The 25,051-nt window shown below is 43.5% G+C and carries 20 protein-coding genes; 4 read left to right on the forward strand and 16 right to left on the reverse strand.

Translation table 11 applies throughout. The features are described from left to right. Window positions 1-26 precede the first annotated feature (26 nt). The 3 genes from serS to rplU form a co-directional block, all read right to left on the reverse strand. The gene (gene serS, locus F8N35_RS01835; RefSeq protein WP_293049644.1) at window positions 27-1,295 is read right to left on the reverse strand and encodes a serine--tRNA ligase; all 1,269 of its coding nucleotides are present in this window, start codon (window positions 1,293-1,295) and stop codon (window positions 27-29) included. A gap of 245 nt (window positions 1,296-1,540) precedes the next feature. Further along, entirely contained in the window at window positions 1,541-1,804 is a 264-nt protein-coding gene (rpmA, locus tag F8N35_RS01840) for a 50S ribosomal protein L27 (protein WP_068701219.1), read from the reverse strand. A 21-nt stretch (window positions 1,805-1,825) separates the two neighbouring features. After that, window positions 1,826-2,140 (reverse strand): 50S ribosomal protein L21, encoded by a 315-nt coding sequence (gene rplU / locus F8N35_RS01845; RefSeq protein WP_068701217.1) that lies wholly within the window; start codon window positions 2,138-2,140, stop codon window positions 1,826-1,828. A 258-nt stretch (window positions 2,141-2,398) separates the two neighbouring features. Between rplU and F8N35_RS01850 the strand changes: the two genes are divergently transcribed. Next, window positions 2,399-3,643, forward strand: a complete 1,245-nt coding sequence (locus tag F8N35_RS01850) for a DUF1015 domain-containing protein (protein WP_293049645.1) — start codon at window positions 2,399-2,401, stop codon at window positions 3,641-3,643. Between the two features lie 69 nt (window positions 3,644-3,712). Here F8N35_RS01850 and F8N35_RS01855 read toward each other — a convergent pair whose 3' ends face one another. The 4 genes from F8N35_RS01855 to F8N35_RS01870 all read right to left on the reverse strand — a co-directional run bounded on the left by F8N35_RS01855 (window position 3,713) and on the right by F8N35_RS01870 (window position 7,418). After that, window positions 3,713-4,285 (reverse strand): YceI family protein, encoded by a 573-nt coding sequence (locus F8N35_RS01855; protein ID WP_293049646.1) that lies wholly within the window; start codon window positions 4,283-4,285, stop codon window positions 3,713-3,715. Window positions 4,286-4,461: 176 nt separating this feature from the next. Further along, window positions 4,462-4,770 (reverse strand): hypothetical protein, encoded by a 309-nt coding sequence (locus tag F8N35_RS01860; protein ID WP_293049647.1) that lies wholly within the window; start codon window positions 4,768-4,770, stop codon window positions 4,462-4,464. Window positions 4,771-4,838: 68 nt separating this feature from the next. Then, window positions 4,839-6,500, reverse strand: a complete 1,662-nt coding sequence (gene recN / locus F8N35_RS01865; protein ID WP_293049648.1) for a DNA repair protein RecN — start codon at window positions 6,498-6,500, stop codon at window positions 4,839-4,841. Between the two features lie 18 nt (window positions 6,501-6,518). Then, the gene (locus tag F8N35_RS01870; RefSeq protein WP_293049649.1) at window positions 6,519-7,418 is read right to left on the reverse strand and encodes a DUF4835 family protein; all 900 of its coding nucleotides are present in this window, start codon (window positions 7,416-7,418) and stop codon (window positions 6,519-6,521) included. A gap of 290 nt (window positions 7,419-7,708) precedes the next feature. Here F8N35_RS01870 and F8N35_RS01875 point away from each other — a divergent pair, with 290 nt between their 5' ends. The 3 genes from F8N35_RS01875 (at window position 7,709) to gyrB (ending at window position 11,588) form a co-directional block, all read left to right on the forward strand. Continuing rightward, window positions 7,709-8,932 (forward strand): cysteine desulfurase, encoded by a 1,224-nt coding sequence (locus tag F8N35_RS01875; protein WP_293049650.1) that lies wholly within the window; start codon window positions 7,709-7,711, stop codon window positions 8,930-8,932. Between the two features lie 103 nt (window positions 8,933-9,035). Continuing rightward, a complete protein-coding gene (locus F8N35_RS01880; protein WP_293049651.1) occupies window positions 9,036-9,455 on the forward strand; it encodes a SufE family protein in 420 nt (139 codons plus the stop codon). A 174-nt stretch (window positions 9,456-9,629) separates the two neighbouring features. Next, on the forward strand, window positions 9,630-11,588 hold the full coding sequence (gene gyrB, locus F8N35_RS01885; RefSeq protein ID WP_293049652.1) for a DNA topoisomerase (ATP-hydrolyzing) subunit B: 1,959 nt from the start codon (window positions 9,630-9,632) through the stop codon (window positions 11,586-11,588). Window positions 11,589-11,645: 57 nt separating this feature from the next. Here the strand turns inward: gyrB and aroA are convergent, their stop codons facing one another. The 9 genes from aroA to F8N35_RS01930 all read right to left on the reverse strand — a co-directional run bounded on the left by aroA (window position 11,646) and on the right by F8N35_RS01930 (window position 24,977). Further along, complete coding sequence (aroA, locus tag F8N35_RS01890; protein WP_293049653.1) at window positions 11,646-12,863, reverse strand: 3-phosphoshikimate 1-carboxyvinyltransferase; 1,218 nt, start codon at window positions 12,861-12,863, stop codon at window positions 11,646-11,648. A gap of 65 nt (window positions 12,864-12,928) precedes the next feature. Continuing rightward, complete coding sequence (locus F8N35_RS01895; RefSeq protein WP_293049654.1) at window positions 12,929-14,326, reverse strand: DUF6242 domain-containing protein; 1,398 nt, start codon at window positions 14,324-14,326, stop codon at window positions 12,929-12,931. 316 nt (window positions 14,327-14,642) lie between these two features. Next, window positions 14,643-16,784, reverse strand: a complete 2,142-nt coding sequence (locus F8N35_RS01900) for a peptidylprolyl isomerase (RefSeq protein ID WP_293049655.1) — start codon at window positions 16,782-16,784, stop codon at window positions 14,643-14,645. Window positions 16,785-16,966: 182 nt separating this feature from the next. Then, window positions 16,967-17,743 carry a radical SAM protein gene (locus F8N35_RS01905; RefSeq protein WP_293049656.1) on the reverse strand — a complete coding sequence of 259 codons (777 nt, stop codon included), beginning with the start codon at window positions 17,741-17,743 and terminating at the stop codon, window positions 16,967-16,969. 119 nt (window positions 17,744-17,862) lie between these two features. After that, window positions 17,863-19,095 (reverse strand): LL-diaminopimelate aminotransferase, encoded by a 1,233-nt coding sequence (locus F8N35_RS01910; protein ID WP_293049657.1) that lies wholly within the window; start codon window positions 19,093-19,095, stop codon window positions 17,863-17,865. A 102-nt stretch (window positions 19,096-19,197) separates the two neighbouring features. After that, window positions 19,198-20,031 (reverse strand): diaminopimelate epimerase, encoded by an 834-nt coding sequence (dapF, locus tag F8N35_RS01915; RefSeq protein ID WP_293049658.1) that lies wholly within the window; start codon window positions 20,029-20,031, stop codon window positions 19,198-19,200. 57 nt (window positions 20,032-20,088) lie between these two features. Next, complete coding sequence (locus F8N35_RS01920) at window positions 20,089-20,337, reverse strand: four helix bundle protein (RefSeq protein ID WP_293049659.1); 249 nt, start codon at window positions 20,335-20,337, stop codon at window positions 20,089-20,091. 145 nt (window positions 20,338-20,482) lie between these two features. Continuing rightward, window positions 20,483-22,393: an amidophosphoribosyltransferase gene (locus F8N35_RS01925; RefSeq protein WP_293049660.1), complete on the reverse strand. Its 1,911-nt coding sequence runs from the start codon at window positions 22,391-22,393 to the stop codon at window positions 20,483-20,485. Window positions 22,394-22,553: 160 nt separating this feature from the next. Beyond that, window positions 22,554-24,977, reverse strand: coding sequence for a glycoside hydrolase family 95 protein (locus F8N35_RS01930; protein ID WP_293049661.1), 2,424 nt, complete (start codon window positions 24,975-24,977; stop codon window positions 22,554-22,556). Between the last annotated feature and the right edge of the window lie 74 nt (window positions 24,978-25,051).

The following is a 25,051-nucleotide window of genomic DNA, read 5'->3' on the forward strand; positions in this document are numbered from 1 at the left end:
GGACGTTTTTTCTTGGAAAAAATGTCTTAGATCATTTCAAATCCGGTGTACGGAACCAACGCTTTTGGGATACGAATACCCTCAGGAGTTTGGTTGTTTTCGAGTAATGCTGCTACAATACGCGGCAGAGCCAAAGCACTTCCGTTCAGTGTATGGCAGAGCTGAGCCTTTTTGTCTTCACCTTTGTAACGGCATTTCAGACGGTTTGCCTGATAGCTCTCAAAGTTGGATACGGAACTTACTTCTAACCAGCGTTTTTGAGCTGCCGAAAATACTTCGAAGTCAAATGTAAGTGCCGAGGTAAAACTCATGTCTCCACCGCAAAGACGCAGAATGCGCCAGGGGAGTTCCAGCTTGTCTACCAACGTTTGAACGTAAGCAACCATCTCTTTCAATGAATCGTATGAATGTTCCGGTTTATCGATGCGGACGATTTCTACTTTGTCGAACTGGTGCAGGCGGTTCAATCCGCGAACATCCTTGCCATATGAACCGGCTTCGCGACGGAAACAGGCCGAATAAGCAGTGTTTTTGACGGGTAGTTCGCTTTCCTGTAAAATTACATCACGGTAAATATTGGTAACGGGAACTTCTGCTGTAGGAATCAGGTAAAGATCGTCCAGGTTGGCATGATACATCTGTCCTTCTTTGTCGGGCAACTGGCCTGTTCCGTAACCGGAAGCCTGATTTACCACGTAAGGAGGTTGTATTTCCAGATAACCGGCTTCGCGTGCGTTGTCGAGGAAAAAGTTGATTAAAGCGCGTTGCAAGCGGGCACCTTTGCCTTTGTAAACCGGGAAGCCTGCTCCGGTGATTTTTACGCCCAGTTCAAAATCAATCAGGTCATATTTTTTTGCCAATTCCCAGTGAGGAAGAGCGTCTTCGGGTAGTTCAGGGATGGTGCCTCCCATTTTCTCCACAACATTATCTTCGGCGACGCGTCCTTCCGGCACTGATTCGTGAGGAAGATTCGGGATGGTTACCAATATGTCAATCAGTTGTTTTTCGATACTGTCTAATTCGGTGGACTGAGCTTTGATAGCATCTTTCAGTTCTGCTGTTTTGGCTTTTGCTTCGGACGCTTCTGTCTGTTTGCCTTGTTTGAAAAGTTCTCCGATAGCTTTCGAAAGAGCGTTCATTTCAGCGGATTCGGCATCCAGCGATGCTTGCACACTACGGCGTTTTGCATCCAGTTCTACAACTTGCCCGATGATTTCGGCGCCATCAAAGTGTTTTTTTGCCAACCGGCGAATCACCTCTTCTTTGTTTTCGGTGATGAATTTTAGCGTTAACATGTTGTATATTTATAATTTACAATTTTCGATTGAAATATTTGGTTTGTATTTTACAGATGAAGCAAAGGTACGATTTATCCGCTGTTTATTGAAATGGATTTGAATAAAACGCAATCAAATGAAGCGTATTGATTGTGGTGCTCGTCTTTTTGTTCGTTTTCTGGCATTTTGTCTGTATCCTAACAAAAAAACCTCCCGCGTTCTATCGAACGGAGAGGTTTTATATTGTTTTGCAGTGTCTGAGCTTACGCTTCAGCTACCGGTTCTACAGATACAAAAGATTTGTTGTCTTTTCTTTTGCGGAAAACAACTTTGCCTGTAACCAAAGCAAACAGTGTGTGGTCTTTGCCTAAACCAACGTTTTCGCCTGGATTGTGAACAGTTCCACGTTGACGAACGATGATGTTGCCTGCCTTAGCAAACTGGCCGCCAAAGATTTTCACTCCAAGTCGTTTACTTTCCGATTCGCGACCGTTCTTGGAACTACCGACGCCTTTTTTATGTGCCATTATTGTTAAGTTTTAATGAGTTTATGCTACGATTTCTTTTACAAACAGTTCAGTGAAGTACTGACGGTGACCATTCATTTTTTGATAGTCGTTTCTTCTTTTCTTTTTGAAAACAAGAACTTTGTCGCCTTTTACGTGGCCTTTTACTTCGGCTACGATTTTAGCACCTTCAACAACTGGCGCGCCAACGGTTACAGCACCGTCTTTGTCTACCAATAATACTTTTTCGAATTCGATCTGCGAGCCAGCTTCGGCTTCCTGCATGCGATGAACAAACAGTTTTTGTCCGGCTTCCACCTTGAACTGTTGTCCTAAAATTTCAACAATTGCGTACATGTAATAAATTGTTTTTCAATTACATCCGGGAGGTGAGATGCGGCATCTCTGCAACAGCGCTACTTTATAAAGACCTCTTCGGAAAATCAGGATGCAAAAGTAATCATTTTTTTCTTTCAAACCAAAGAGTTCTATAAAATTTTATTGTGGCTTTCTTCTTTGATAATGAGGAGTAAACATCGCCTGCTTTTGCTTTAATAAGTCGGGAAAAGTAGCTACCTTTGCAGCTCCTTTGAAAACCCAAATTTATACTTGATTATGGCAATAATAAAACCGTTTCGGGGCGTTCGTCCACCGAAAGAATTAGTGGAACAGGTAGCTTCGCGTCCCTACGACGTGTTGAACTCCGAAGAAGCCCGTGCCGAGGCAGGGGATAATCAAAAATCGCTTTATCATATCATCAAACCGGAGATTGATTTTCCGGCAGGTACCGACGAACACGACGAAAAAGTGTATGCCAAAGCCATAGAAAACTTCAATAAATTTCAGAAAGAAGGATGGCTGGTGCAGGACGATAAAGATCGTTACTACGTGTATGCACAAACCATGAACGGCCGCACTCAGTACGGACTTTGCGTGGCTGCTGCAGTAGAAGATTACATGAAAGGCAATATCAAAAAGCACGAGCTGACACGTCGCGACAAGGAAGAAGACCGCATGAAACACGTTCGCGTGAATAATGCCAACATCGAACCGGTATTTTTTGCCTATCCGCATCAGGCTGAATTGGATGCCATTGTCAGCAATGTTACGAAAAACGCTCCCGAATATGATTTTGTGGCTCCCGATGGTTTTGGTCACCATTTCTGGGTGATTAATGACGATGCTACTATTAGCCGCATTACCGAAATTTTTGCGTCTATTCCGGCTATGTATATTGCTGACGGTCATCATCGTAGTGCTGCTGCTGCTTTGGTGGGCGACGAAAAACGCAAACAAAACCCTAATCACAACGGCGACGAAGAATACAACTATTTCCTTGCTGTTTGTTTTCCTGATAACCAGCTGAATATTATCGATTACAATCGCGTAGTGAAAGATCTGAACGGGTTGACAGACGAACAGTTTTTGTCTGCTTTGGGAAAAGATTTCGTTGTAGAAGAAAAAGGTGCTGACATTTACAAACCGACAGCTTTACACAATTTTGCGCTTTACCTTTCGGGTAAATGGTACTCATTGACACCTAAGGCAGGCACTTACAACGATAACGACCCTATCGGCGTGCTGGACGTAACTATCTCGTCGAACCTGATTCTGGACGAGATTCTGGGTATTAAAGATCTTCGTTCCGATAAACGTATCGACTTCGTGGGCGGTATTCGTGGCTTGGGCGAATTGAAACGTCGCGTGGATAACGGCGAGATGAAAGTTGCTCTGGCACTTTACCCTGTTTCGATGCAACAATTGATTGATATTGCCGATAGTGGAAATATTATGCCACCAAAGACAACCTGGTTCGAACCGAAATTGCGTTCAGGTCTGGTAATTCATAAACTGGATTAATTTCGAAATAAATAAAAACGACAAAAGGCAGTCTTTGGGCTGCCTTTTGTCGTTTAAATCTGTAATACGTTATTTGCTCTCGGTAAATTCTACGCTGCCGGAGATGGCAATTTCAGTGCCAACAAATGCTGCCGGAAATTTCGGGCCAACGCCGTAGTCCATACGGTTGAGTTTTCCTTTAAGCAAAAATCCGGAAGTCTCTTTCTTATTCATCGGATTGGTGACGGTGCCTTTGTAATACACATCAAGAACAATAGGTTTGGTTACTCCGTGCATGGTCAGATTACCCGCCATTTTGTAATGATTTCCCTGTACTTTTTTAATTGACGTACTTTTGAATGTCATTGTCGGATAAGTGGCTACATCGAAAAAGTCGGCTGTCTTCAGGTGGTTGTTACGAGCTTCCACATCAGTGTTGATACTGGCAATCTGAACGGTTACCTCTACTTTTGCATCGCTATGATCGGGTTTTGTTGCTGTAACTTTCACCTCGAATTGAGTGAAATTGCCGGTTACTTCCGAAATGGTCATGTGACTGACAGCAAAGGTTAAATGGGAGTGGGCAGGATCCGAAACCCATGTCTGCGCGGAACCTAATAAGGCAAACATGCCTAAAACTATTGATAAAGCAATCTTTTTCATAATCGTAATTTTTAGTTTTGTGTTACTTTCAGCTGAAACAACAATAATTTCTTTGATGCAAAATTACGATGCAGAAAGCCGGATGTGGTAATATCAACAGGAAAAAAAGTGGTACTTTTTGGTAGTAGCTAACAAAGTAGCACAAAAAAAGGATGCCGATTGGCATCCTTTTTTGTTTATCTTATTGCAATTTTGAACGTCTGTTCTCCAACTTTGACAATGTAATAGCCAATTGGGAGATCCAGATAAAAGTCCTGTCGTGTTAACGTGACCTTAAACTCTGCGACTTTCACGCCTACGAGGCTGAAAACCTTTAACGAGGTGTTGTAAGGGGCATTAAACACGGTCATTTTTTTCTCAGAAACCACAACTCCGATGCGTTGAGTTTGCTCCTGTGTGTCAGGATAAGTGGTGGTTTGTGCAGCTAAATGGCTGGCTGATAACAGGAAAAATGACAAGAATAGAATGGTAAAGCATTTCCTCATAAGCACCTGTATTTTCTACAAAAATAATTGCTTTTTCGCGGATTGATGCTCTTTTTGTAAAAAAAAACCTAAGAAAACGTTGATAATAGTTGTTTTGCGTTTTCTATGGCAGCCTGAGAGATGGAATTGCCGCTCAGCATTCCTGCAATTTCAGTGATTCTTTCTTCATTTGATAATTGCTTGATCGACGTTTCTGTGGAGTCATTCTGGTTACTTTTGAATACCTTATAATGCGATGATCCTTGCGCTGCAATCTGGGGTAAGTGAGTGATGGCGATCACCTGCATGTATGTTCCCAGGTTTTTCATTATGAGCGACATCGAATTGGCAACTTCTCCGGAAATGCCCATGTCTATTTCGTCGAAAATAATGGTTGGTAATGACTTTGCGCTGGCGATTAATGATTTGAGACTAATCATTACGCGCGAAATTTCTCCTCCGGAAGCGGTCTGAGCGACAGGTTGCAATTGGCTGTTTTTGTTTGCCGAGAAATAAAACTGAATATCGTCGTTACCGCTTACCGACCAATCGGAGCGGGGAGTGAGTCTGACTTCGAACCGGATTTCAGGCATTCCAAGTTGCTTGAGCTGTGAAACCAGATGTTTTTCAATCTGGGGAAATGCTGCCTTGCGTTTTTGAGTCAATTTCGCACCGGCTTCCAGCATTTCGTTGTAAAGTTGGGTAGATTCTTTTTGGAGCTGCTCAATTTTATCATCAAGTGACTCTATTTGTTGCAGCTGCTCGTCAAATTTCTCGCGCAGTTCAATGAGCTCTTCCACCGAAGTAACCCGATGCTTTTGCTCCAACGTGTAAAGTAAGTCCAGTCGTTGTTTGATGTGTTCTGCTTTTGCCGGATCTACATCAAAATTTTCCTGTGTTTTGTGGACTTCTGTAGCCAGATCTTTCAGTTCTATGATGCAGGAGTCCAGTCGCTGCAGCCACTCTGAGCTTTGAGGATAAAGTTTTTCTGCGCGTCGCAAAGCCAGCAATGCTTCTTTGAGCGGCGGCATGGCGGATCCATTCTCGTCATCGATCAGGTATGCGGCTTTTGATAATTCTGTCTTGATCTCTTCTGCATGAGAAAGTAACTGTAATTCCTGTTCCTGTTGCTCCTGCTCTCCTTCTGTGAGTTGAGCCTCGTTCAGCTGGTTGAACTGAAATTGCAGGAAATCACTTTCTGCTTTTTGTTGCAGTGCAGATGCTTTTAGTGTGGAAAGTTCCTGTATGCAGCGTTTGTACTCGTTATATTTCTTTTGGTACGTGATTGATTCTGGTTCGCTTTTTGCAATGGTGTCAACAACCTGAAGTTGAAAACTGTCGTTGGATAGCAGTAAATTCTGATGTTGAGAATGAATGTCTATCAGTTTGTCTCCCAGTTCTTTTAGTTGTTGAAGTCCAACCGGAGTGTCGTTAATGAATGAGCGTGATTTTCCGTTGCCGGATATTTCGCGGCGAATCAAACAATCATTGTCGTAATCCAGATCGTTTTGGGTGAAAAATTCCTGCAGATTATAGTCGCCTATTCGAAACGATCCTTCAATAATGCACTTTGAGGCGCCATTCTTTATGGTTTTAGAGTCGGCTCGTTGTCCAAGAATAAGCCCCAAAGCTCCCAGAATAATCGACTTTCCGGCTCCGGTTTCTCCGGTAATAACAGAAAATCCGGGTTGGAACTGTATGTCAAGATTGGAAATCAGGACGTAGTTTTCTATGTGTAGCGAAGTTATCATTGTCTGGTTTGAGCGTGTTTATTTCCCGTTCTGAATTTTTTCAAAGCGTTTTTGCATCGATGGCGCTACGTCTAACAACAAGGCATAGACATCACTTTTCTCCTTGGGTTGCCCATTGCTGAAAATGTCGGCGATTTCATCAATTTTCGTGTCAAGAAACGATGTGATGGCAATGTTGTAGAGCCGGTCGTTATTTGCCTGGCGCAAAACCATGAGGGATGAGGCTATTTTTGCCCTGCCATTATCTGCGTTTTCGGCCATTATATCAAGTCCCAAGCGATGATAATCGTAGTAAAGCTCCCGGACGGGGCGTAGTTTTTCGTCCAGAATGCCATTGATCAGGGCGTAGCGGTTATGCTCCGATTCAAAAGCTTTCCAACCTGTTTCTGATGAACTTTGCATCGCATTGGCAATCTCTTCCGCCCGATGGAAAAATGGCGAACCTCCTAAGCGGGAAAACGAATCGGCATCATATCCTAAAATGATATACCCGTAAAAATAGAGCATCGCAATCAAATTGTTGGATGTTTGTCGTTCGTTTGTTTCAAGAGGTTGTGATTCAATATAGTTGAAATTGAAATTTTGATCTCTGAAATTGAATAATGTGGTGAAGTAAGTGGAATTATATACCGGACGACGGGCCTGTACTTGCAATTCTCCGTTAAAACTGTCTCCGCCAGAGTAGTTTTTTATGGTGATAACGAGAGAACATTCAATGCGTTCGTTGGAAGTGTAAGTTGCATTACTCCATTTTCGGTTGTTCATCAATTCATTCAGTTCTTTCTCAAGCGTCGTGAAGATTTGCTTATTTGTTCCCTGAATTAAGCTGGAATTTACCTGAACACGACATCTCAATTCTTGCGCGGAAATGCAGAATGTCATTGTCAGAGCTATGAAAGAAAGGATGATTTGTTTCATGATGAAGTTTTATGCTTGTTTTTTATTTGCAACAGTTTGGATTGCGGTATCCTGATTTCATGTTCAAGCGACACAAAATTACTCAAAAAAAAACCGAAAATAAATACCTTCGTTGAGTATCTGGCTAAGAACATGTGTTTTTACAATTCGAATATCCGGTTTTGTGGTTAAATAGTTATCTTTGCACTATCCAATTTTTACGGATAACGAAACATTTAATTCAATTATTGCCTGAATTCTATACCTGAAATGTTTTGTTTCAAAATCAATCACCCATAAAACATTTTCTTGTGGATACCACTTTAGATATTGCGGCCATCCGGGCCGATTTTCCCATACTTTCCCGCACTGTTTACGACCGTCCGTTGGTCTATTTCGACAATGCGGCGACGTCGCAAAAACCACGTTGTGTGGTGGAGGCGATCGAGAAGGTTTATTACAACCAAAACGCGAATATTCACCGCGGAGTTCATTACCTGAGTCAGGTGGCAACCGAAGCGCACGAAGAGGCTCGTCAAACGGTGCAGGCTTTTATCAATGCTGCCGAGTCGCGCGAAATTATCTTTACCCGCGGAACTACCGAAGCCATTAATCTCGTTGCAACATCTTTTGGAGAAACTTTTTGCAATGAAGGTGACGAGATTCTGATTACCGGCATGGAACACCATGCTAATATCGTACCCTGGCAACTGCTGCGCGACCGCAAAGGTATTGTGCTGAAAGTTGTTCCTTTTAATGAACGCGGAGAACTGGATATGGAGGCTTTCTCCCAACTGCTTTCCCCTAAAACAAAATTAGTTTCCGTTGCACATATTTCTAATGTAATGGGGACTGTAAATCCAGTGGCAAAGATTATCGCAGAAGCTCATGCTTACAATATTCCGGTGCTGGTCGATGGCGCTCAGGCGGTGTCGCATATGCCGGTCGATGTCCAGGCGTTGGATGCTGATTTTTATGTCTTTTCCGGACACAAAATGTACGGACCTAACGGAATCGGTGTATTGTACGGAAAGGAGAAATGGCTGGAACAACTTCCTCCTTACCACGGTGGTGGCGAGATGATTGCAACTGTTACCTACGAAAAAACAACTTATGCAGAACTTCCGTTTAAGTTTGAAGCCGGAACTCCGGACTATGTCGGGTCGGTCGCGTTGGCGGAGGCAATCCGCTATATGCAGAAATTTGGCCTGAAAGCTATCGGAGACTACGAACACCAGTTGCTGCAATATGCCACCGAACAGTTGATGAAAATCGATGGGATGCGTATTTTCGGAACAGCAGCCGAGAAGGCAAGCGTTATATCTTTTCTGGTACGTGATATTCACCATTTTGACATGGGAACCTTGCTCGATAAACTTGGAATCGCGGTGCGAACCGGGCACCATTGTGCCATGCCGTTGATGCACACCTTAGGCATTGAAGGAACGATCCGGGCTTCGTTCGCTTTTTATAATACCAAAGAAGAAATTGATGCGTTGGTAGCAGCCGTCGACCGTGTGCAAAAAATGTTCTAGCAATTTTCATCAACCATTTTTCTTTCCAGAAAGACAGGTGGCCGGCAGATTAAAATAGTAAATTGTAACCCCGATAGCTATCGGGAAAATAGTAAATCAAATAATGACAATAAACGAAACGCAAGATCAGGTGATCGAAGAGTTTAGCGAGTTCTCCGACTGGATGGATAAATATGCCTATCTGATTGATCTCGGAAACTCGCTCGATCCTATTGACGAGAAAGCAAAAATACCGCAGAATTTAATTGAAGGATGCCAGAGCCGTGTTTGGCTCGATGCTGCAGAAAATGATGGTAAGGTGGTTTTTACTGCCGAAAGTGATGCCGTGATTGTGAAAGGAATTATCTCGCTGCTCATTAGAGTCATGTCGGGTCATACTCCCGATGAGATTCTGGAAGCAGAGCTTTATTTTATAGATCAGATCGGGTTGAAAGAGCATCTTTCTCCGACACGCGCCAATGGGCTCCTGTCGATGGTAAAACAGATAAAATTGTATGCTTTAGCCTTTAAGGCGAAGTCTTGAATTAATTGTAAAATTATTCTTAAAAGGGCATGGATGGATCACTTCATTTATGCCCTTTTTTTGTTGATTTTTTACTTTGAAGCTCCTTAAATTGCTTGTTAATATGGATGATAAATAGTAACTTTGTTTGCTTTTTGAAAAAGAATGACGTGTTTCTAATATTATAATTTAGATATGACCGAAGAACAAAAATTGAACGGGAACAATGATTACGGAGCAAGTAGTATTCAGGTCCTTGAAGGGCTTGAGGCAGTTCGTAAACGCCCGGCCATGTATATTGGCGATATCGGAATCAAAGGTTTGCATCACCTCGTGTATGAAGTTGTAGATAACTCAATTGACGAAGCGCTTGCAGGCTATTGTGATACCATCAGTGTCGTTATTAACGAAGACAACTCCATATCGGTGAGAGATAACGGGCGTGGTATTCCTGTTGATATGCACGAAAAAGAAGGAAAATCGGCTCTGGAAGTTGTAATGACAGTACTGCACGCCGGAGGTAAATTCGACAAAGGAAGTTACAAGGTGTCCGGTGGTCTTCACGGGGTGGGTGTATCCTGTGTGAATGCGCTGTCTTCTCTTTTGCATGTTGAGGTATACCGCGAAGGTAAAGTGTACATGCAGGAATACCAGAAAGGAGCTCCTCAGTTCCCGGTAAAAGAAATCGGAACGACTACGGAAAACGGGACGTTGGTGAGATTTCATCCCGATGGCGACATTTTTACAGATACCGTTTACAAATACGATATTCTTGCCGCCCGTATGCGTGAGTTAGCTTATTTGAATGCCGGTATTACTATTTCTCTGACCGATTTGCGTACGTTGAACGAAGACGGAACTCCTAAAAAAGAAGTTTTCCATTCGGAACGCGGGCTGGAAGAGTTTGCCGAATTTGTTGACTCCTCACGCGAACCCCTGATTGATAAAGTTATCCATATTTCTACCGAAAAATTCGGTACTCCGGTCGAAATAGCGTTGACATACAATACCTCGTACAACGAGAACGTTTACTCGTATGTAAACAATATCCACACCATTGAAGGCGGTACTCACGTAGCCGGCTTCCGTCGTGGATTGACCCGTACGCTGAAAAAATATGCCGAAGACAGCAAAATGCTTGAAAAGGTAAAACTCGAAATCAGTGGGGACGACTTCCGTGAAGGTCTTACTGCAATCATTTCGGTGAAAGTAGCAGAACCTCAATTCGAAGGACAGACCAAAACAAAACTCGGGAATAACGAGACGATGGGCGTGGTCGATCAGGCTGTTGGTGAAGCTTTGGGGAATTATCTTGAAGAAAATCCGAAACAGGCCAAAATGATCGTAGAAAAAGTGATTTTGGCTGCGACTGCCCGTAACGCTGCCCGCAAGGCTCGCGAAATGGTACAGCGTAAATCTCCACTTTCAGGTGGTGGTTTGCCCGGTAAACTCGCTGACTGTTCTGAAAAGCATCCTGAAATTTGCGAAATATTCCTCGTCGAGGGTGACTCGGCAGGTGGCTCGGCCAAACAGGGTCGTAACCGTACCACACAGGCTATCCTGCCACTTCGTGGTAAGATACTGAACGTGGAGAAGGCAATGCAACATAAAGTGCTTGAAAGCGAAGAAATTCGTAATATTTACACTGCATTGGGCGTTACCATCGGTACCGAAGATGACAGCAAGCAGTTGAATGTTTCAAAGCTTCGTTACCACAAGATCATCGTGATGACCGATGCCGACGTCGATGGTAGCCACATCGACACCCTTATTATGACTTTCTTCTTCCGCCACATGAAAGAACTGATCGAAGGCGGGCATCTTTATATTGCTACTCCGCCGCTCTATCTTTGCAAAAAAGGAAAAGTGGAAGAGTATTGCTGGAATGAACAACAACGCGTTGCCTTTATTGAGAGATATGCAGATGGGAATGAAAATTCGGTACACGTACAGCGCTACAAAGGTTTGGGAGAAATGAACCCCGAGCAGTTGTGGGATACCACCATGAACCCGGAAAACCGTACTCTGCGTCAGGTAACCATCGAAAATGCAGCTGATGCAGATCATATTTTCTCCATGTTAATGGGAGACGATGTTGGACCTCGTCGTCAGTTTATCGAAGAAAATGCCACTTACGCAAAAATTGACGCGTAAGAAGAGATAGAAAAAATGAGAGGCTGTCAATCACAATGATGACAGCCTCTCATTTTTTTATTCGATAGTGAAACCGACGCTTTGTAAGTCTTGCCAGAAGCCCGGATAAGACTTGGAAACTACTTCCGGGTGTTCTATTTTGATTGGATGAATCAATGCTGCCGGGGCAAAAGCCATCGCCATACGATGATCTTCATAGGTGCAGATGGCCTGTTTGTAGTCAGGGTTAGTGCGTAGTCCGTTCCATGACAACATACCGTCTTCCGGCTCTTCGAGTATATAGCCCAACTTGACCATCTCATTTTTTAAGGCAGCAATCCGGTCTGTTTCCTTAATCTTCAACGTTTGTAAACCTGAAAAAGAAAATGGGATATTAAGCAAACAGCAGCAGACTACTACCGTCTGCGCAAGATCCGGTTGATTGATAAAGTCGTAATTGAACACAGAAACAGGAGTGGAATCATTCGATATGATAACTCCTTCTGGAGTAAACTCGCTTTTTATTCCCAATGATTCGAAAATCTTCGCAACCTGAGAATCGCCTTGCGTGCTGTCTTGTTTTAGTCCGTATAACTTAAAGCAACTGTTCCCGGAAAGAGCTGCGATCGCGTACCAGTAGGAAGCTGCCGACCAGTCCGATTCTACGTGAAATGCGATCGGGCGGTATTCCTGATGAGGAATCGTTATGGTTTGGCCTTCCCATTTTGCAGATACGCCGAATTCCTCCATCATGTGAAGTGTCATCCGGATATAAGGAATAGAGATTATTTTACCTTCCAAGGTCATTTCCAATCCGTTCTTCATTGTAGGGGCAATCATCAGTAAAGCTGATATATACTGGCTGCTGATATTTCCTGCAAGTCTGATTTTGCCGCCTTGTAGCGCTTTTCCTGATATGCGGAGAGGGGGATAGCCTTCCTTTTCTATGTATTCGATATCGGCACCAAGGTGGTTGAGCGCATCAATGAGAACCCCTATTGGTCGGTTTTTCATGCGTTCACTGCCAGTTAAAATCCAATTCCCCTGTAGGTTTGATAAATAAGCAGTGAGGAATCGCATAGAAGTTCCGGCAGCTCCGATATCGAAAGTTGTTTTGTCCAGTTTGAGGGTTTCCAACATTACTTTCGTGTCGTCACAGTCGGCCAGATGGCTTATCTCTTTTGTACTTTTGCTGAGCATTGAAAGGATCAGCGCTCTGTTGCTAATGCTTTTTGAGGCCGGCAGATCTATTGATCCTGTAACAGGCTGTGTCGTCGGTGGAAAAAGTCGAATCATGTGGTGTGTAAACAAAAAACTGCTCCCGGAAGAACAGTTTTTATTATAAATATATGGGGTATCAATTACATGGCAGGTAAACCGAATCCAAGCTTGTTTTTTCGTCCTACCCAGGCTTCTTTGATAAAATTACCGCTGGCATCTTTTCCTCCAATCATAAATATTCTGTTGTATTTATCGACTACAACAGAAGCTTTAGTCCTGGGTTTATAATTAAGGACTTTGGGGAAGTTGATCAGTGTATCGCGTCTTGTCCAGATGTATCCCTCTGTCTTTGAACAAAGCAAGGTGTCTTTTGCGATAGCGCCTGAAGCATTTGTACCTCCCCAGAGCATTAAACGATCATCATACCAAATCAATGAAGCATTCTTACTGGCGGGGAATGAGTCGGCTTTGATTTCTGTAGAGAAGTCCATCCACTGTCCGGTACCGGACATGTAAGTGTAAACTGAATTTACCGTATTTCCTGTTTTATCTTTACCGCCTATTAGCATCAGTTTTGGACTTCCTGTCTGAGGTGTGAATGTGGTTGCTGCGAAATCAGAAACAGGGAAGCTGTTAAACTTATTGCCGTTGTTATAGCTATTGTCGAAATCGGCTATTGCATATTGTAACGACCAGTTGGCACCGTCAGAAGAAGTTTCTACGTAGTAATTGTTGCTGCTGTCATACATGACGGCAAACAGCTTGTTATCATAGCCTGCGATCAGTGATTTTAACTGGTTAGGCGATGAAATCGTAATTTTGTTCCAGGATGTGCCGTTTGAACTGGAATAGATGGTTTGTCCGTCACCAATCACATACATAACGTTGTTGAGAACGATCATGTTTTGCAATGAAGCAGAAGCCGGTAAGGTTGAAATGGTTGAGCCCCCGTTCCAGCTTTTAGCGTCAGTTGTGGTGTATAAACTGATGTTTGAGCCGTTATTAAGGAATAACATTACCAAATCATTGCAATAGACTGCTTTTTGTGCTGTTTCCGCAGAACCAAAGGAAGGATAAGTTCTCAATTGCCATGCGATGGAGTCCGGCTCTACTTTGTGAACGCGTACATCTACATAATATGACATTGTATCGGTTCCATTAGCTGCATAATTTAAAAAAACCTGTTTGGTTCTGAAATCGATAGAGTCTCCTGCCTTATAGGCCTTTTTGTCGAAAAACATGGCAGCTGAAGAATAGGTGCTTATGACAGGTATGGCTCTGAAATGACCGTACAGTTTTGTTTTGAAAGGGAGGGAGTCTACGTTGTAGATTAATCCGTTGGTTTTATATGCATTACCACCGGTTTGATCAACGGTAAATTTTGCTTTTGCAAAAGCAGGTACGCTGTCACTCTTTATTGCAAAGGTGTATACGCGGGCATCGTCGGAGTAATTTGTGACGCTGTTACTGAGGCAAGAGTTAAATACGAGCAATCCTAAGGTGAACAAAAAAATAACCAAGTATTTAAGCTGTTTCATGAAGAAAATTGGTTTTTGAAATAAATTTTTTAACCTTTTGCCGGCACTTGCTTCTTTTACTTTTGCCTCGTTGTTATCCTTTTAACCGGATATTAAAGTCTGTGAGCTGATATTCAGGCAAATAAAAGTATTAAAGGCTATTCTTATCAGATAGTTTTTTATATTAGTGCAAATGTAGTAACAAATTTTGATATTGTAGGATAATTAGACAGATTCAGGCTTTTTTAACCGCTGTTGAAGCTTGTTTAGTATAGGCTCACAAACAAAAAAAGGCTGCCGTTTGGCAACCTTTTTTTTGTTAGGAGAGGAGGACTAGTTAGAAAAACTTGATTCTGTTATCTGTTATGTCAGCTTTGTCTTTCAGAACTTGTAATGTCATGTAAGGAAGCATATAAGCATAACGGGAATTCAGCATATCAATCTGAGCCTTGGCGTTAAACTTATCGTTTCTTTTTTGTTCACTTACAACGCTGAAAACAAATACACCAGCTTTGCCTTTAACAGGAGCTGAAAGATGATTTGGTTTAGAAGCGGAAGCTGCACCGATAACGGCAGGTTCCATTCCAAGAGATCCGGCTTGTGCGCTGAAGAAATTCAGGTTAGAAGCAGTGTCTGTTTTTTGTTTCAAAGCAGCAGCCAAAGCTTGAACAGTTTTAGCTGAAGCCATTGCTGAGTTCATATTTTTGGTGATTACTTCAGCTTTCTTGTCGTTGATGAGTTCTGCTTTCAATTCAGCTGTAACATCTTTCAGATCGCGGTATCCTTTCGGATGCGATGCAATCAGGTTGGCTACGATGAGAACATCGTTGCGTTCGCCGCATTCAAATACGTCTGAAGTAGAACCTGCTTTCGCATCGTTTGCCCAACGGAAAACCGTACGGGTATTCTTAACGTTACCCAGTCGGGGAGCGTTGGGGTCTAAACCGTTCATCGGGCGAACAGTAACACCTTTTGATTTAGCTGCCTGATCGAATTTGTCGCTGCTGGTTGCTGCTGCTGCAAATTCTTTAGCCTGATTGTAAACAGTTTCTCTTGTCTGATCGCTTGGAACGGCTTTCAGTGCCAATAAAGCCAGTTTTACTTTGCTGATGCTTGAGGTCTTTTCTTCAACCTGAATGATCTGGATAGAAGATGTTTGTTTGTCAAGAATAACTTCGTTTACACCGCCTCTGAAAAGTTTTGTAACGAGATCTTGTTTAAAGCCGTTTTGTAAGAGGTTCATTTGGCGTACCCAGCCAATTTCACCGCCGTTTGCTGCGGTTTGTTGCAATTTAGAGAATTTTTGAGCTAAGTCGGCAAATTTAGCACCACCTTTGATTGCTGCAACAAGACTGTCGGCCAGCTTGCTTTCGCTATCTGCAAGAACAATATGACGGATTTTTACAGAGTCAGGTTCGCTGATGCCACCTTCAACAATTTTAGCCATGTAGTAGGTGTCTCCTTCCATCTTAGGACCAACAACATCGCCAGTTTTACCACCGAATGCAAAATCCTGGAGGAACGGAGGAACTTCTTTCTTTGTCAGAGCAATATCAATATATTTTTCTTCTGAGTTGGCATTTACAAATCCTTTGATGTCCGTAGTTGTGTTAAATCCGTTTTGCAGACTGTTGATTTTCTTTTCAACTTCTGCGTAGTCTGCTTTTGATGGTTTCACATCAAATTGAACATATTTAAGATCGAAATTAGCTTCTTGTTTGTAACGGGCTTTGCGTTTGTTGTAGAGATCACTGATTTCACTTTCAGATACTTTTACAGCTCCGTCAGGTACGGTGAAGTAAGGCTGCATAGTGTAAACCATATTTACAGATGTTTGGCTGCGATCAAATGCAAACTTGGCATCGAGCGAGTTGGCTGTTATGGTTTTTGAAAGTAATGCGTTGTACTTTTGTTGTAATGTGTTTTGTTTTACCATGTTTTCGAGGAATGACCAATATTGCTGGTATTCTTTTACCTCGTCAGCATGTTGTTTGTCTTTGCCTTTTGAAGCCTTATCCAGAGATGTCAGAAAGCCAAGAAGAGCTTCTTTGCTGAAAGTGCCTGTTTTCGGATCGGTAAAAGTACGACGGCTGTAAATGATGGGGCTGATATGGTTACCAATGGTTAAGTCTTCTAGTTCATCTTTAGAAACCGCAATGCCTACTTTTTCGGTTTGTTTGCCCAAAAGGATTTCAGTCACTTTGTTATCCCAAACCTGTTGACGAATCTGTTCGCTCATTTCGTCGTTATTTTGTTGTCCGGTTTCAATCTTGTAAACTGTTGATAATTGTTCTACAGCTTCCATGAAATCAGCATACTTTAAAGTTTCTCCGTCAACAACCCCAATTTTTTGCTTTTGCTGGCCGAAATAGGTTTTACTTGAATTCAGAAAGTCGCCGATAATGAAAGCAAACATTGCTAAACCCACCACTATCAACAGGAATACTCCTTTGCTTCTAATTTTCTCTAATGTTGCCATTGATTTGTTTCAGTTAAAAATATGATTCTGTTTTGATTATGATTTTAAGGCCGATAATTGTTTTATATTCAGTAGCAATGCGGATGTGAACTTGCCGGCGCTGCTCTTTTCTAAAACTTTAAAATCAGGGCACGAATATACAAAAAAAAGTCCATCTCAAAGAATAAATGTCAAAAACTGTATTATTCAGAAACAGAAACTTCGATGCCGAGAGCCTTTATCCTTTCTGCAATTTGAGCGAGTTGCTTGTGTGATGTTTTTTTGAGCGCCTGAACGGGAGTGTCTCTTGCCAATGTGTAGATCATAACCTGTTTTGGTCTGATTTCTTTCACGGCATCCAGCCACGCACTCAGCTCTTCCTCAGTGGTGTTGTCTATCTGTTGCCCCTCGATTTCTCCCTGCAAAAAGAGCGTTTGGATGATGAGATTTCCATTGAATCGTTTTAGATGCTCAATTAGCCATTCGCCTGAAAAAGAGGCAGCTCCGGGTTGGTTGAGCAGGCGGATTGTATTGTCGAACACCGAATCCATTTTCAGGATATTGTTATCCACTTTGTTTAATGTTTCAAATACGGATGGTTTGTGTATCAGTGTGCTGTTAGACAAAACGCTGATCTTTGCCTCGGGGAAAAACTCGTTTCGAAGAGCGATGGTATCGTTTACAATTCCGGCAAAGTCGGTGTGCATCGTAGGTTCTCCGTTTCCGGCAAAAGTGATGACATCCAGTTTTTTGCCGTCCACTTTAATTTCAGACAGCGCTATCCGTAGTGCCTCTTTGACTTCTTCACGTGTGGGGATGTGAGCTTCCTGCGGTTTGAAATTGAATCCGCATTCGCAATAAATGCAGTTGAATGTGCAGATTTTAGCATTGACAGGTAAAAGATTGATGCCGAGCGAAGTGCCCAAGCGACGACTTATAACGGGGCCAAATACTATTTTGTCGAATAAATAAGTAGACATAGTCGGTTGATAATTAACAATTAAAAATTAATAATGAGAATTTGCAGGGCCAGTGGGTGCTGCAAATTCTCATTCTGTAATATAATCTGACTAATTATTAATTCTTCATTATTAATTAATTACAGTTTCCAGTTGGCAATGCGTTGCATGGCTTCCTCGGTTTGAGCCTGGCTTCCGAATGCAGTGAGGCGGAAGTAGCCTTCACCATGAGGACCGAATCCGACGCCCGGAGTGCCAACAACATTCATTTCGTTGAGCAAACGATCGAAGAACTGCCATGATGAGATGCCGTCGGGAGTCTTTAGCCAGATGTATGGCGCATTTACACCGCCGAATGCACTCAGACCTTTTGCTTCAACGCCTTTACGGATGATGCCGGCGTTATTCATGTAAGTGGCGATGGTTTCTTTGATCTCTTGTTGCCCTTCGGCAGAATAAATAGCTTCGGCAGCACGTTGTACAATGTAGGCGGTGCCGTTGAATTTTGTTGTTTGGCGGCGGTTCCATAGGCGGTTGAGTGGTACACGTCCGTGTTCGGCAGAATTAACCAGAACCGTTTTGGGAACGACGGTATAACCGCAACGTAATCCGGTGAAACCTGCGGTTTTTGAGAAACTGCGGAATTCGACAGCTACTTCGCGGGCTCCTTCAATTTCGTAGATAGAGTGAGGAACATCTGCTTCGCTGATAAAGGCTTCGTAGGCGGCATCGAACAAAATCAATACGTCGTTGGCGCGAGCGTAGTCGACCCACTGTTTCAATTCGTTTTTCTTCAGAGTTGTTCCTGTCGGATTGTTCGGGTAGCAGAGATAAATTACATCGGGACGAGTCGCCGGAAGTTCTGGAATGAAGTTGTTTTCCTTTGTACAGGGCAAATAAACAATCTTTTCCCATTTGCCGTCGGCTGTCGGTTTGCCGGCACGACCAGCCATGGCGTTTGTATCCACGTAAACGGGATAAACAGGGTCGGTAACGGCAATCACGTTGTTCGGGCCGAGAATGTCGCCGAAGTTGCCGGTGTCGCTTTTGGCGCCGTCACTCACGAATACTTCGTCGGGAGCAATGTCCATGCCACGGGCAGTATAGTCTTTAGCAACAATGGTTTCGCGCAGGAAGGCATAACCCTGTTCCGGGCCGTAACCGCGAAAGGTACTGGCTTCACCCATTTCGTCAACAGCAGCATGAAGAGCTTTGATAACAGCCGGAGCCAGCGGACGCGTTACGTCGCCGATACCAAGACGAATGATATTTGCTGATGGATTTTCTTCCTTGTAGGTATTTACTTTACGTGCGATCTCCGAAAAAAGATAGGTTTCGGGGATATTCAAAAAATTGTCGTTTACAAAAGCCATATTGCTAATTTTGGGATTTGAGAATTTGAAGATTTGAGAATGAAATCTGCCCTGAATGTGCCGATTCTAAATCGTCAATCGTAAATTAATAAATTGTAAATATCAAAGCAGGTATTCGCCTTCGAAAACGGTTACAGCTGGTCCGGTCATGTAGACGTGGTTGTCAGCTTCCGACCATTCTATTTCGAGGTTTCCGCCGAGGAGTTCCAATGTTACTTTGCGTTCGGTTTTACCGTTCAGTACGGCTGCCACGGCTGTTGCACAAGCTCCGGTTCCGCAGGCAAGCGTTTCTCCGGCACCACGTTCCCAAACTCTCATCTTGATATGAGTCGGCGAGATAACCTGTGCGAACTCGGTATTGGTACGGCGCGGGAAGAGCGGATGGTGTTCCACTTTCGGACCGCTTTTTTGTATATCCAGCTCTTCGAGCGAATCCATGAAAATCACGGCGTGGGGATTCCCCATGGAAACGGCTGTGATGTTTACCTTGCGGCTTTCAAGAGCAATGGGGTAGTTGATCACACTGGTTTCGTCGAGGTTGATAGGTATCAGTTTGGGCGCAAGAATGGGTTCACCCATATCGACACGAACGGAGTTTACTTTGCCGTTTTCTATGTTCAGCGTGAGGTGTTTTACTCCTGCAAGAGTTTCGAGCGTGAGCTCTGTTTTGTCGGTTAATCCTTTGTCATATACAAATTTGCCGATACAACGGGTGGCATTGCCGCACATTTCCGATTCCGAGCCATCGGAGTTGAACATGCGCATGCGGAAGTCGCACGTTTCGGAAGGCAAAATGAGAACCAGACCGTCGGATCCGATGCCGAAGTGACGGTCGCTAATGGCAGTCGCTAACGTAGCCGGATCTTCAATCTGTTCAACAAACCCGTTTACATAAACGTAGTCGTTTCCGGCGCCTTGCATTTTTGTGAACTTCATAATTATCTATTTTAAGTAAGAAGTAAAAATGAATAAGTAATAGATGTCATTCTCGAGTTAACGATTTAATTTCGCTTTTATCGATTTTACAGATGCAGCAAGCATGCTAATCAATTCATTACAATCTGTATGGATGCTATGAAACTCGTTGTCAGAAATGTATTCTGTCTCATGTAATAAATCAAGCCAATAAGCTGATTCTGCAGCTTCTTTTAATGCAATACTTGTTTTATTCAAATAATCGGCATCTGATATGGCAAATTCTTGTTCGGCAAGATTTGACCCAATACTTGTTCCGGCTCGCAATAACTGCTTTGAAATGATATATTCTTTTTTTTGACGGTGAGATATTGATATAGCCGGATAGTTCTAATGGCAAATAGTTTTGCTTTATCCCTTACTATACTTTTACTCATTTTGAAATAGTTGAAGTTGGATTACTTCTTACTTTTTATTTGTTATTTTTTCGTGTCGTCTGTTTGCCCGGGCGTAAATCGTTCTTTTCGTAATAGTTTATAAACGCTTGGTTTACGATTCTGTTTCCTCCGGGAGTCGGATAATTTCCAGAGAAGTACCAGTCCCCGTTATGTTTTGGGCAGGCAACATGAAGGTTTTCGATGGTTTGGTAGATAATTTCCACTTCTACCGTACAATTGTCCGGAGTTACCATCTCTCCAATTTTTTTTGCTATTTCTGTATCGGAAAAAGGAGCGTAAATGTCTTTTACGTGATTTACAATCCATTCTTTGGGCTGATTCTCCTGTTCCTTGCTCTTTTTGTATACTTCGTGAATCACGTTTTCCATGCCCCGTTCTTTCAGTAGCTCGATGGCAGCATTGAAGGCGATGAATTCGCTCATGCGCGACATGTCAATACCGTAACAGTCGGGATAACGAATCTGCGGAGAAGAAGAGACGATTACAATTTTCTTTGGTTTGAGACGACTCAAAATCTTGATAATACTCTGCTTGAGGGTCGTTCCGCGTACAATACTGTCGTCTATCACCACGATGTAATCTTCGTTTTCTTTGATTGTGCCGTAGGTGATGTCGTAAACGTGAGCGGCAAGGTCATTCCTGTTTTTATCTTCGGTGATAAAGGTCCTCAGTTTGATGTCCTTGATAGTCAGCTTTTCAGTACGTATCTTTTTTTGAAGGATTTTTTCCACCTCAGCTTCCGACAGGGTTTTCTTTTTGTTCAGAATAGCCGCCGTTTTTTGTTGATTCAGGTAGTTTTCAAATCCTTCCATCATGCCGTAGTAGGCAACCTCTGCAGTGTTAGGAATAAACGAGAGAACAGTGTGATCCACATCCTGATTGATAGCTTCGAGAATTTGCGGAGTCAGCAATCGTCCCAGAGTTTTACGTTCGCGATAGATATCGCGGTCGCTGCCTCGAGAGAAATAGATACGTTCGAACGAACAGGGAGCAACATTTTCAGTTTGGTGTATCTGGCTGATTTTGAAAGAACCGTCTTGCTTGATGAAAAGTCCTGCACCCGGGTTCAGTTCTTGAATTTCTTCAGTCGCGATGTTGAGTACGGTTTGCATCGCCGGACGTTCGGAGGTGACTACAATGATTTCGTCGTTGGCAAAGTAAAAAGCCGGGCGGATTCCCCATTTGTCGCGGAAAACAAAAGCATCACCGCTACCGGTCAGACCGCAAATCACAAAACCGCCGTCCCACATTGCAGTAGCGCGTTTGATGATGCGTTCCAGATCCAAATGTTGTTCGATAGCCTGGTTGAGTTCTTTTCCGGCCATGCCTTCGAGGGCAAATTTGGTGTAGAGATGTTCTACTTCGGAGTCGAGTCTGCCGCCGAGTTGTTCAAGAATGATAAATGTATCGGCATTGTGGCGGGGATGTTGCCCTTCGGCCACGATATGATCGAAAATCTCGTCAACATTGGCAAGGTTGAAATTGCCGGCCAGACAGAGATTCTTGCTTTTCCAGTTATTGCGACGAAGAAACGGGTGTGCGTATGAAATACCGGAACGACCGATGGTACTGTAGCGCAGGTGGCCGATGTATAGTTCCCCGACAAACGGAGCGTTGGTGCATCTTTCGTTGTCCGGCATTTTTTCGTAAGCCTCTATCTGACGACCTACGCTGTTGAATACGTCGGTGATGGCACCGTTACCTAAAGCTCTTTCACGAAATATATATTCTTCTCCCGCTGTTGCATTCAAATTGACACACGCAATGCCAGCGCCTTCCTGACCCCGGTTGTGCTGTTTTTCCATCAAAAGATAGAGGTTGTTCAGCCCGAAACGGGTGGTTCCATACTTGGCTTTGTAGTATTCGAGCGGTTTAAGTAACCGCATCAGTACAATGCCGCATTCGTGTTTTATCGGATCGCTCATTGATTAGTAGGGATTTACGAATTTAACGTAGGTTTATCCTTCAAAATGCAAAGATAACGAATTTTTGCCGAAACCTCCCTTTTTAGGAAGGGTAAACTTGTTAATATGGGCGCGTTTTGGGTCGTTTTACCTCTTTTTTTGAACCGAAATGCTTAAAAAATTATCTTCCTGTCAGTTTGTACTCTGTATTCATGACAGTATTGAATGAGTACAGATAATACCCTTTTTCTTGTTTCTCGGTAACATCGGCACCGGTAATCGTCAGCGGTGTCTTGGAACGCAATTTACAAGGTTGTCCGGCCATCGATGTAATAGAGCCTGTTGTCAGCCTGCCATCATTCCAAGAGAAGCTTACTTCGAAATTACCCCGTGCTTTCATTCCTTTCATAACTCCGCTTTTCCACTCGGAAGGTAGAGCCGGAAGTAAATCTATTTCGTTCAAATGGCTTTGAAGCAACATTTCTCCTACGCCTGATGCACCGCCAAAGTTGCCGTCGATCTGGAAGGGCGGGTGAGTGTCGAACAGGTTGTTGAGTGTCGATTTAGAGAGTTGCTCGCGATACATCTTGTAACTGTGATCGCCGTCGAACAGGCGGGCCCAGAAGTTTATTTTCCATGCTTTGCTCCAGCCTGTACCGCCGTCACCACGAATCTCAAGCGTTTTGCGGCAGGCGTTGGCAAGAGCCGGTGTGGTAATGGGCGAAATTTCACGTCCCGGATGGAGCCCGAAAAGGTGCGAGACATGGCGGTGTTGCGGGTCCACATCAGCGTAATCTTTTATCCACTCCTGAAGATTCCCTTTTTTGCCGATCTTCAACGGGCGCAGCTGATCCCGTTTTTCTCTCCATACTTTTTGTAGATCGGCGTCTGTGTTTAGCGTTTGCGAAGCTTCTATCAGGTTGTTGAAGATGTCCCACAAAATCTCCATGTCCATTGAAGAAGCGATGGTTACAACATTGATTTGTCCTTTTTCGTCTTTGTAGCTGTTTTCAGGAGAGGTAGATGGCGCCGTTACCAAATGCCCGTTTTTCTTTATCAACCAGTCCATACAAAAGTCGGCTGCCGATTTCATCAGCGGATAAGCTGTGTTTTTCAGGTACTCTTTGTCGCCGGTAAAACGGTAATGATCGTAGAGATGTTGCGATAGCCAGGGAGAACCCATAGCCCAGTTTGCCCACATAGGATCTCCTTCTTTTCCTCCAACCGGATTGGCACTGGCCCAGATATCGGAGTTGTGATGCACGGCCCAGCCTTTCATGTTGTAAAAATTGCGGGCTATATCTTTTCCGTTAACAGCGAGGTTTTCTATTTGATGGATGAGTGGTTCTGTTAATTCAGACAGATTCAGCATCTCGGCAGGCCAGTAATTCATCTGTAGGTTGATGTTGGTTGTGTAGTTACAATTCCATGGCGGACGTTGATCTTTATTCCATATTCCCTGTAGGTTAGCTGCCGTTCCACCCGGTCGCGAACAGGAAATAAGCAGATAACGTCCGAACTGGAAGTAGAGGGTTTCGAGCGAAGGATCTTTTTCTCCCGAAGCATACCGTTTCAGTCGTTCATCGGTCGGTTGGGTTTCCTTGCCGTTGCTTCCCAAATCGAGCGACATGCGGTTGAAAAATTGCGAATAGTCACGAATGTGTTTCTCTTTTAGCTGATCAAACGAGAGTGATGTTGCTTTGTCGAGATAGTTTTTGCAGAGTGCATCTTCATCTTTCCCGTTGGTTTGTGGATCATTTTTGAAGCCGTTGAAACTGGTAGCAGCCGAAACCAGCAGGACAACTTCGGAGGCATTGCTTACATGCAAACAGGGGTTGGTACTTACTTTTCCATCGCAACTGACTACCCGTACCCGATACTGATACCGCATGCCTTTTTCTCCTTTGGAATTTGAGTAAACAATTGGGAAACGGCCTTCAAAAGGAAGAGAATAAGGTGCGGTTCCCTTGAGTATAAATTCGTTGTTACCTATAGCTGTGATGGAGGCCGCCGCAAATGGCGTGTTGCCCGTCAGATCGAAGGATAATTGTCTCTTTTTGGAAGCCGTCAGTCGAATAACGATCACTTGATCGGGGGCGGAGACGAAAAACTCTCTTTTGTATTCCACGCTGTCGATTCGGAATGTGGTGGTTGCTATTGCTTTTGAAATATCGAGATCGCGGCAATATTCAACCGGAATGCCGTTGCGATGTTGCTGTATTTGCAGATTTCCCATTGGGAGAAAAGCCTGAACATCGGGCCCCTGAATGTTTTTCAGAATGGTCGTAGCTTCATTGTTTTTCCCCTGAAACAGTAGTTGTCGTACTTTAGGCAGAAAAGTCGGAGCGTCGGGTGTCGGATTGGTATTGGAGGGGACCCCCGACCAAAAAGAACCTTCGTTGAGATTCAATAATTCGTCTTTTACTCCGCCATACACCATCAGGCCTAATCGTCCGTTGCCCAGAGGCAGGGCTTCTTCGAATTTGGAAGCCGGTTGATTGTACCACAAACGGAGCGTTTCGGGTTTTTGTGCAGAGGAAAAGATGGAAAGAGCCAAAGCTGTGCAGCATAAAAATGCTTTGCGGAGTAGGTTCGTGTCAGTCATGATTGCAAAATAGGAGTCAGGTAGAAATCGATAATGTTTATAATTGTCCGATTGCATTATTCTGTGACAAATAT

The sequence above is a fragment of the Paludibacter sp. genome, assembly GCF_009712605.1.
GTDB lineage: Bacteria > Bacteroidota > Bacteroidia > Bacteroidales > Paludibacteraceae > Microbacter.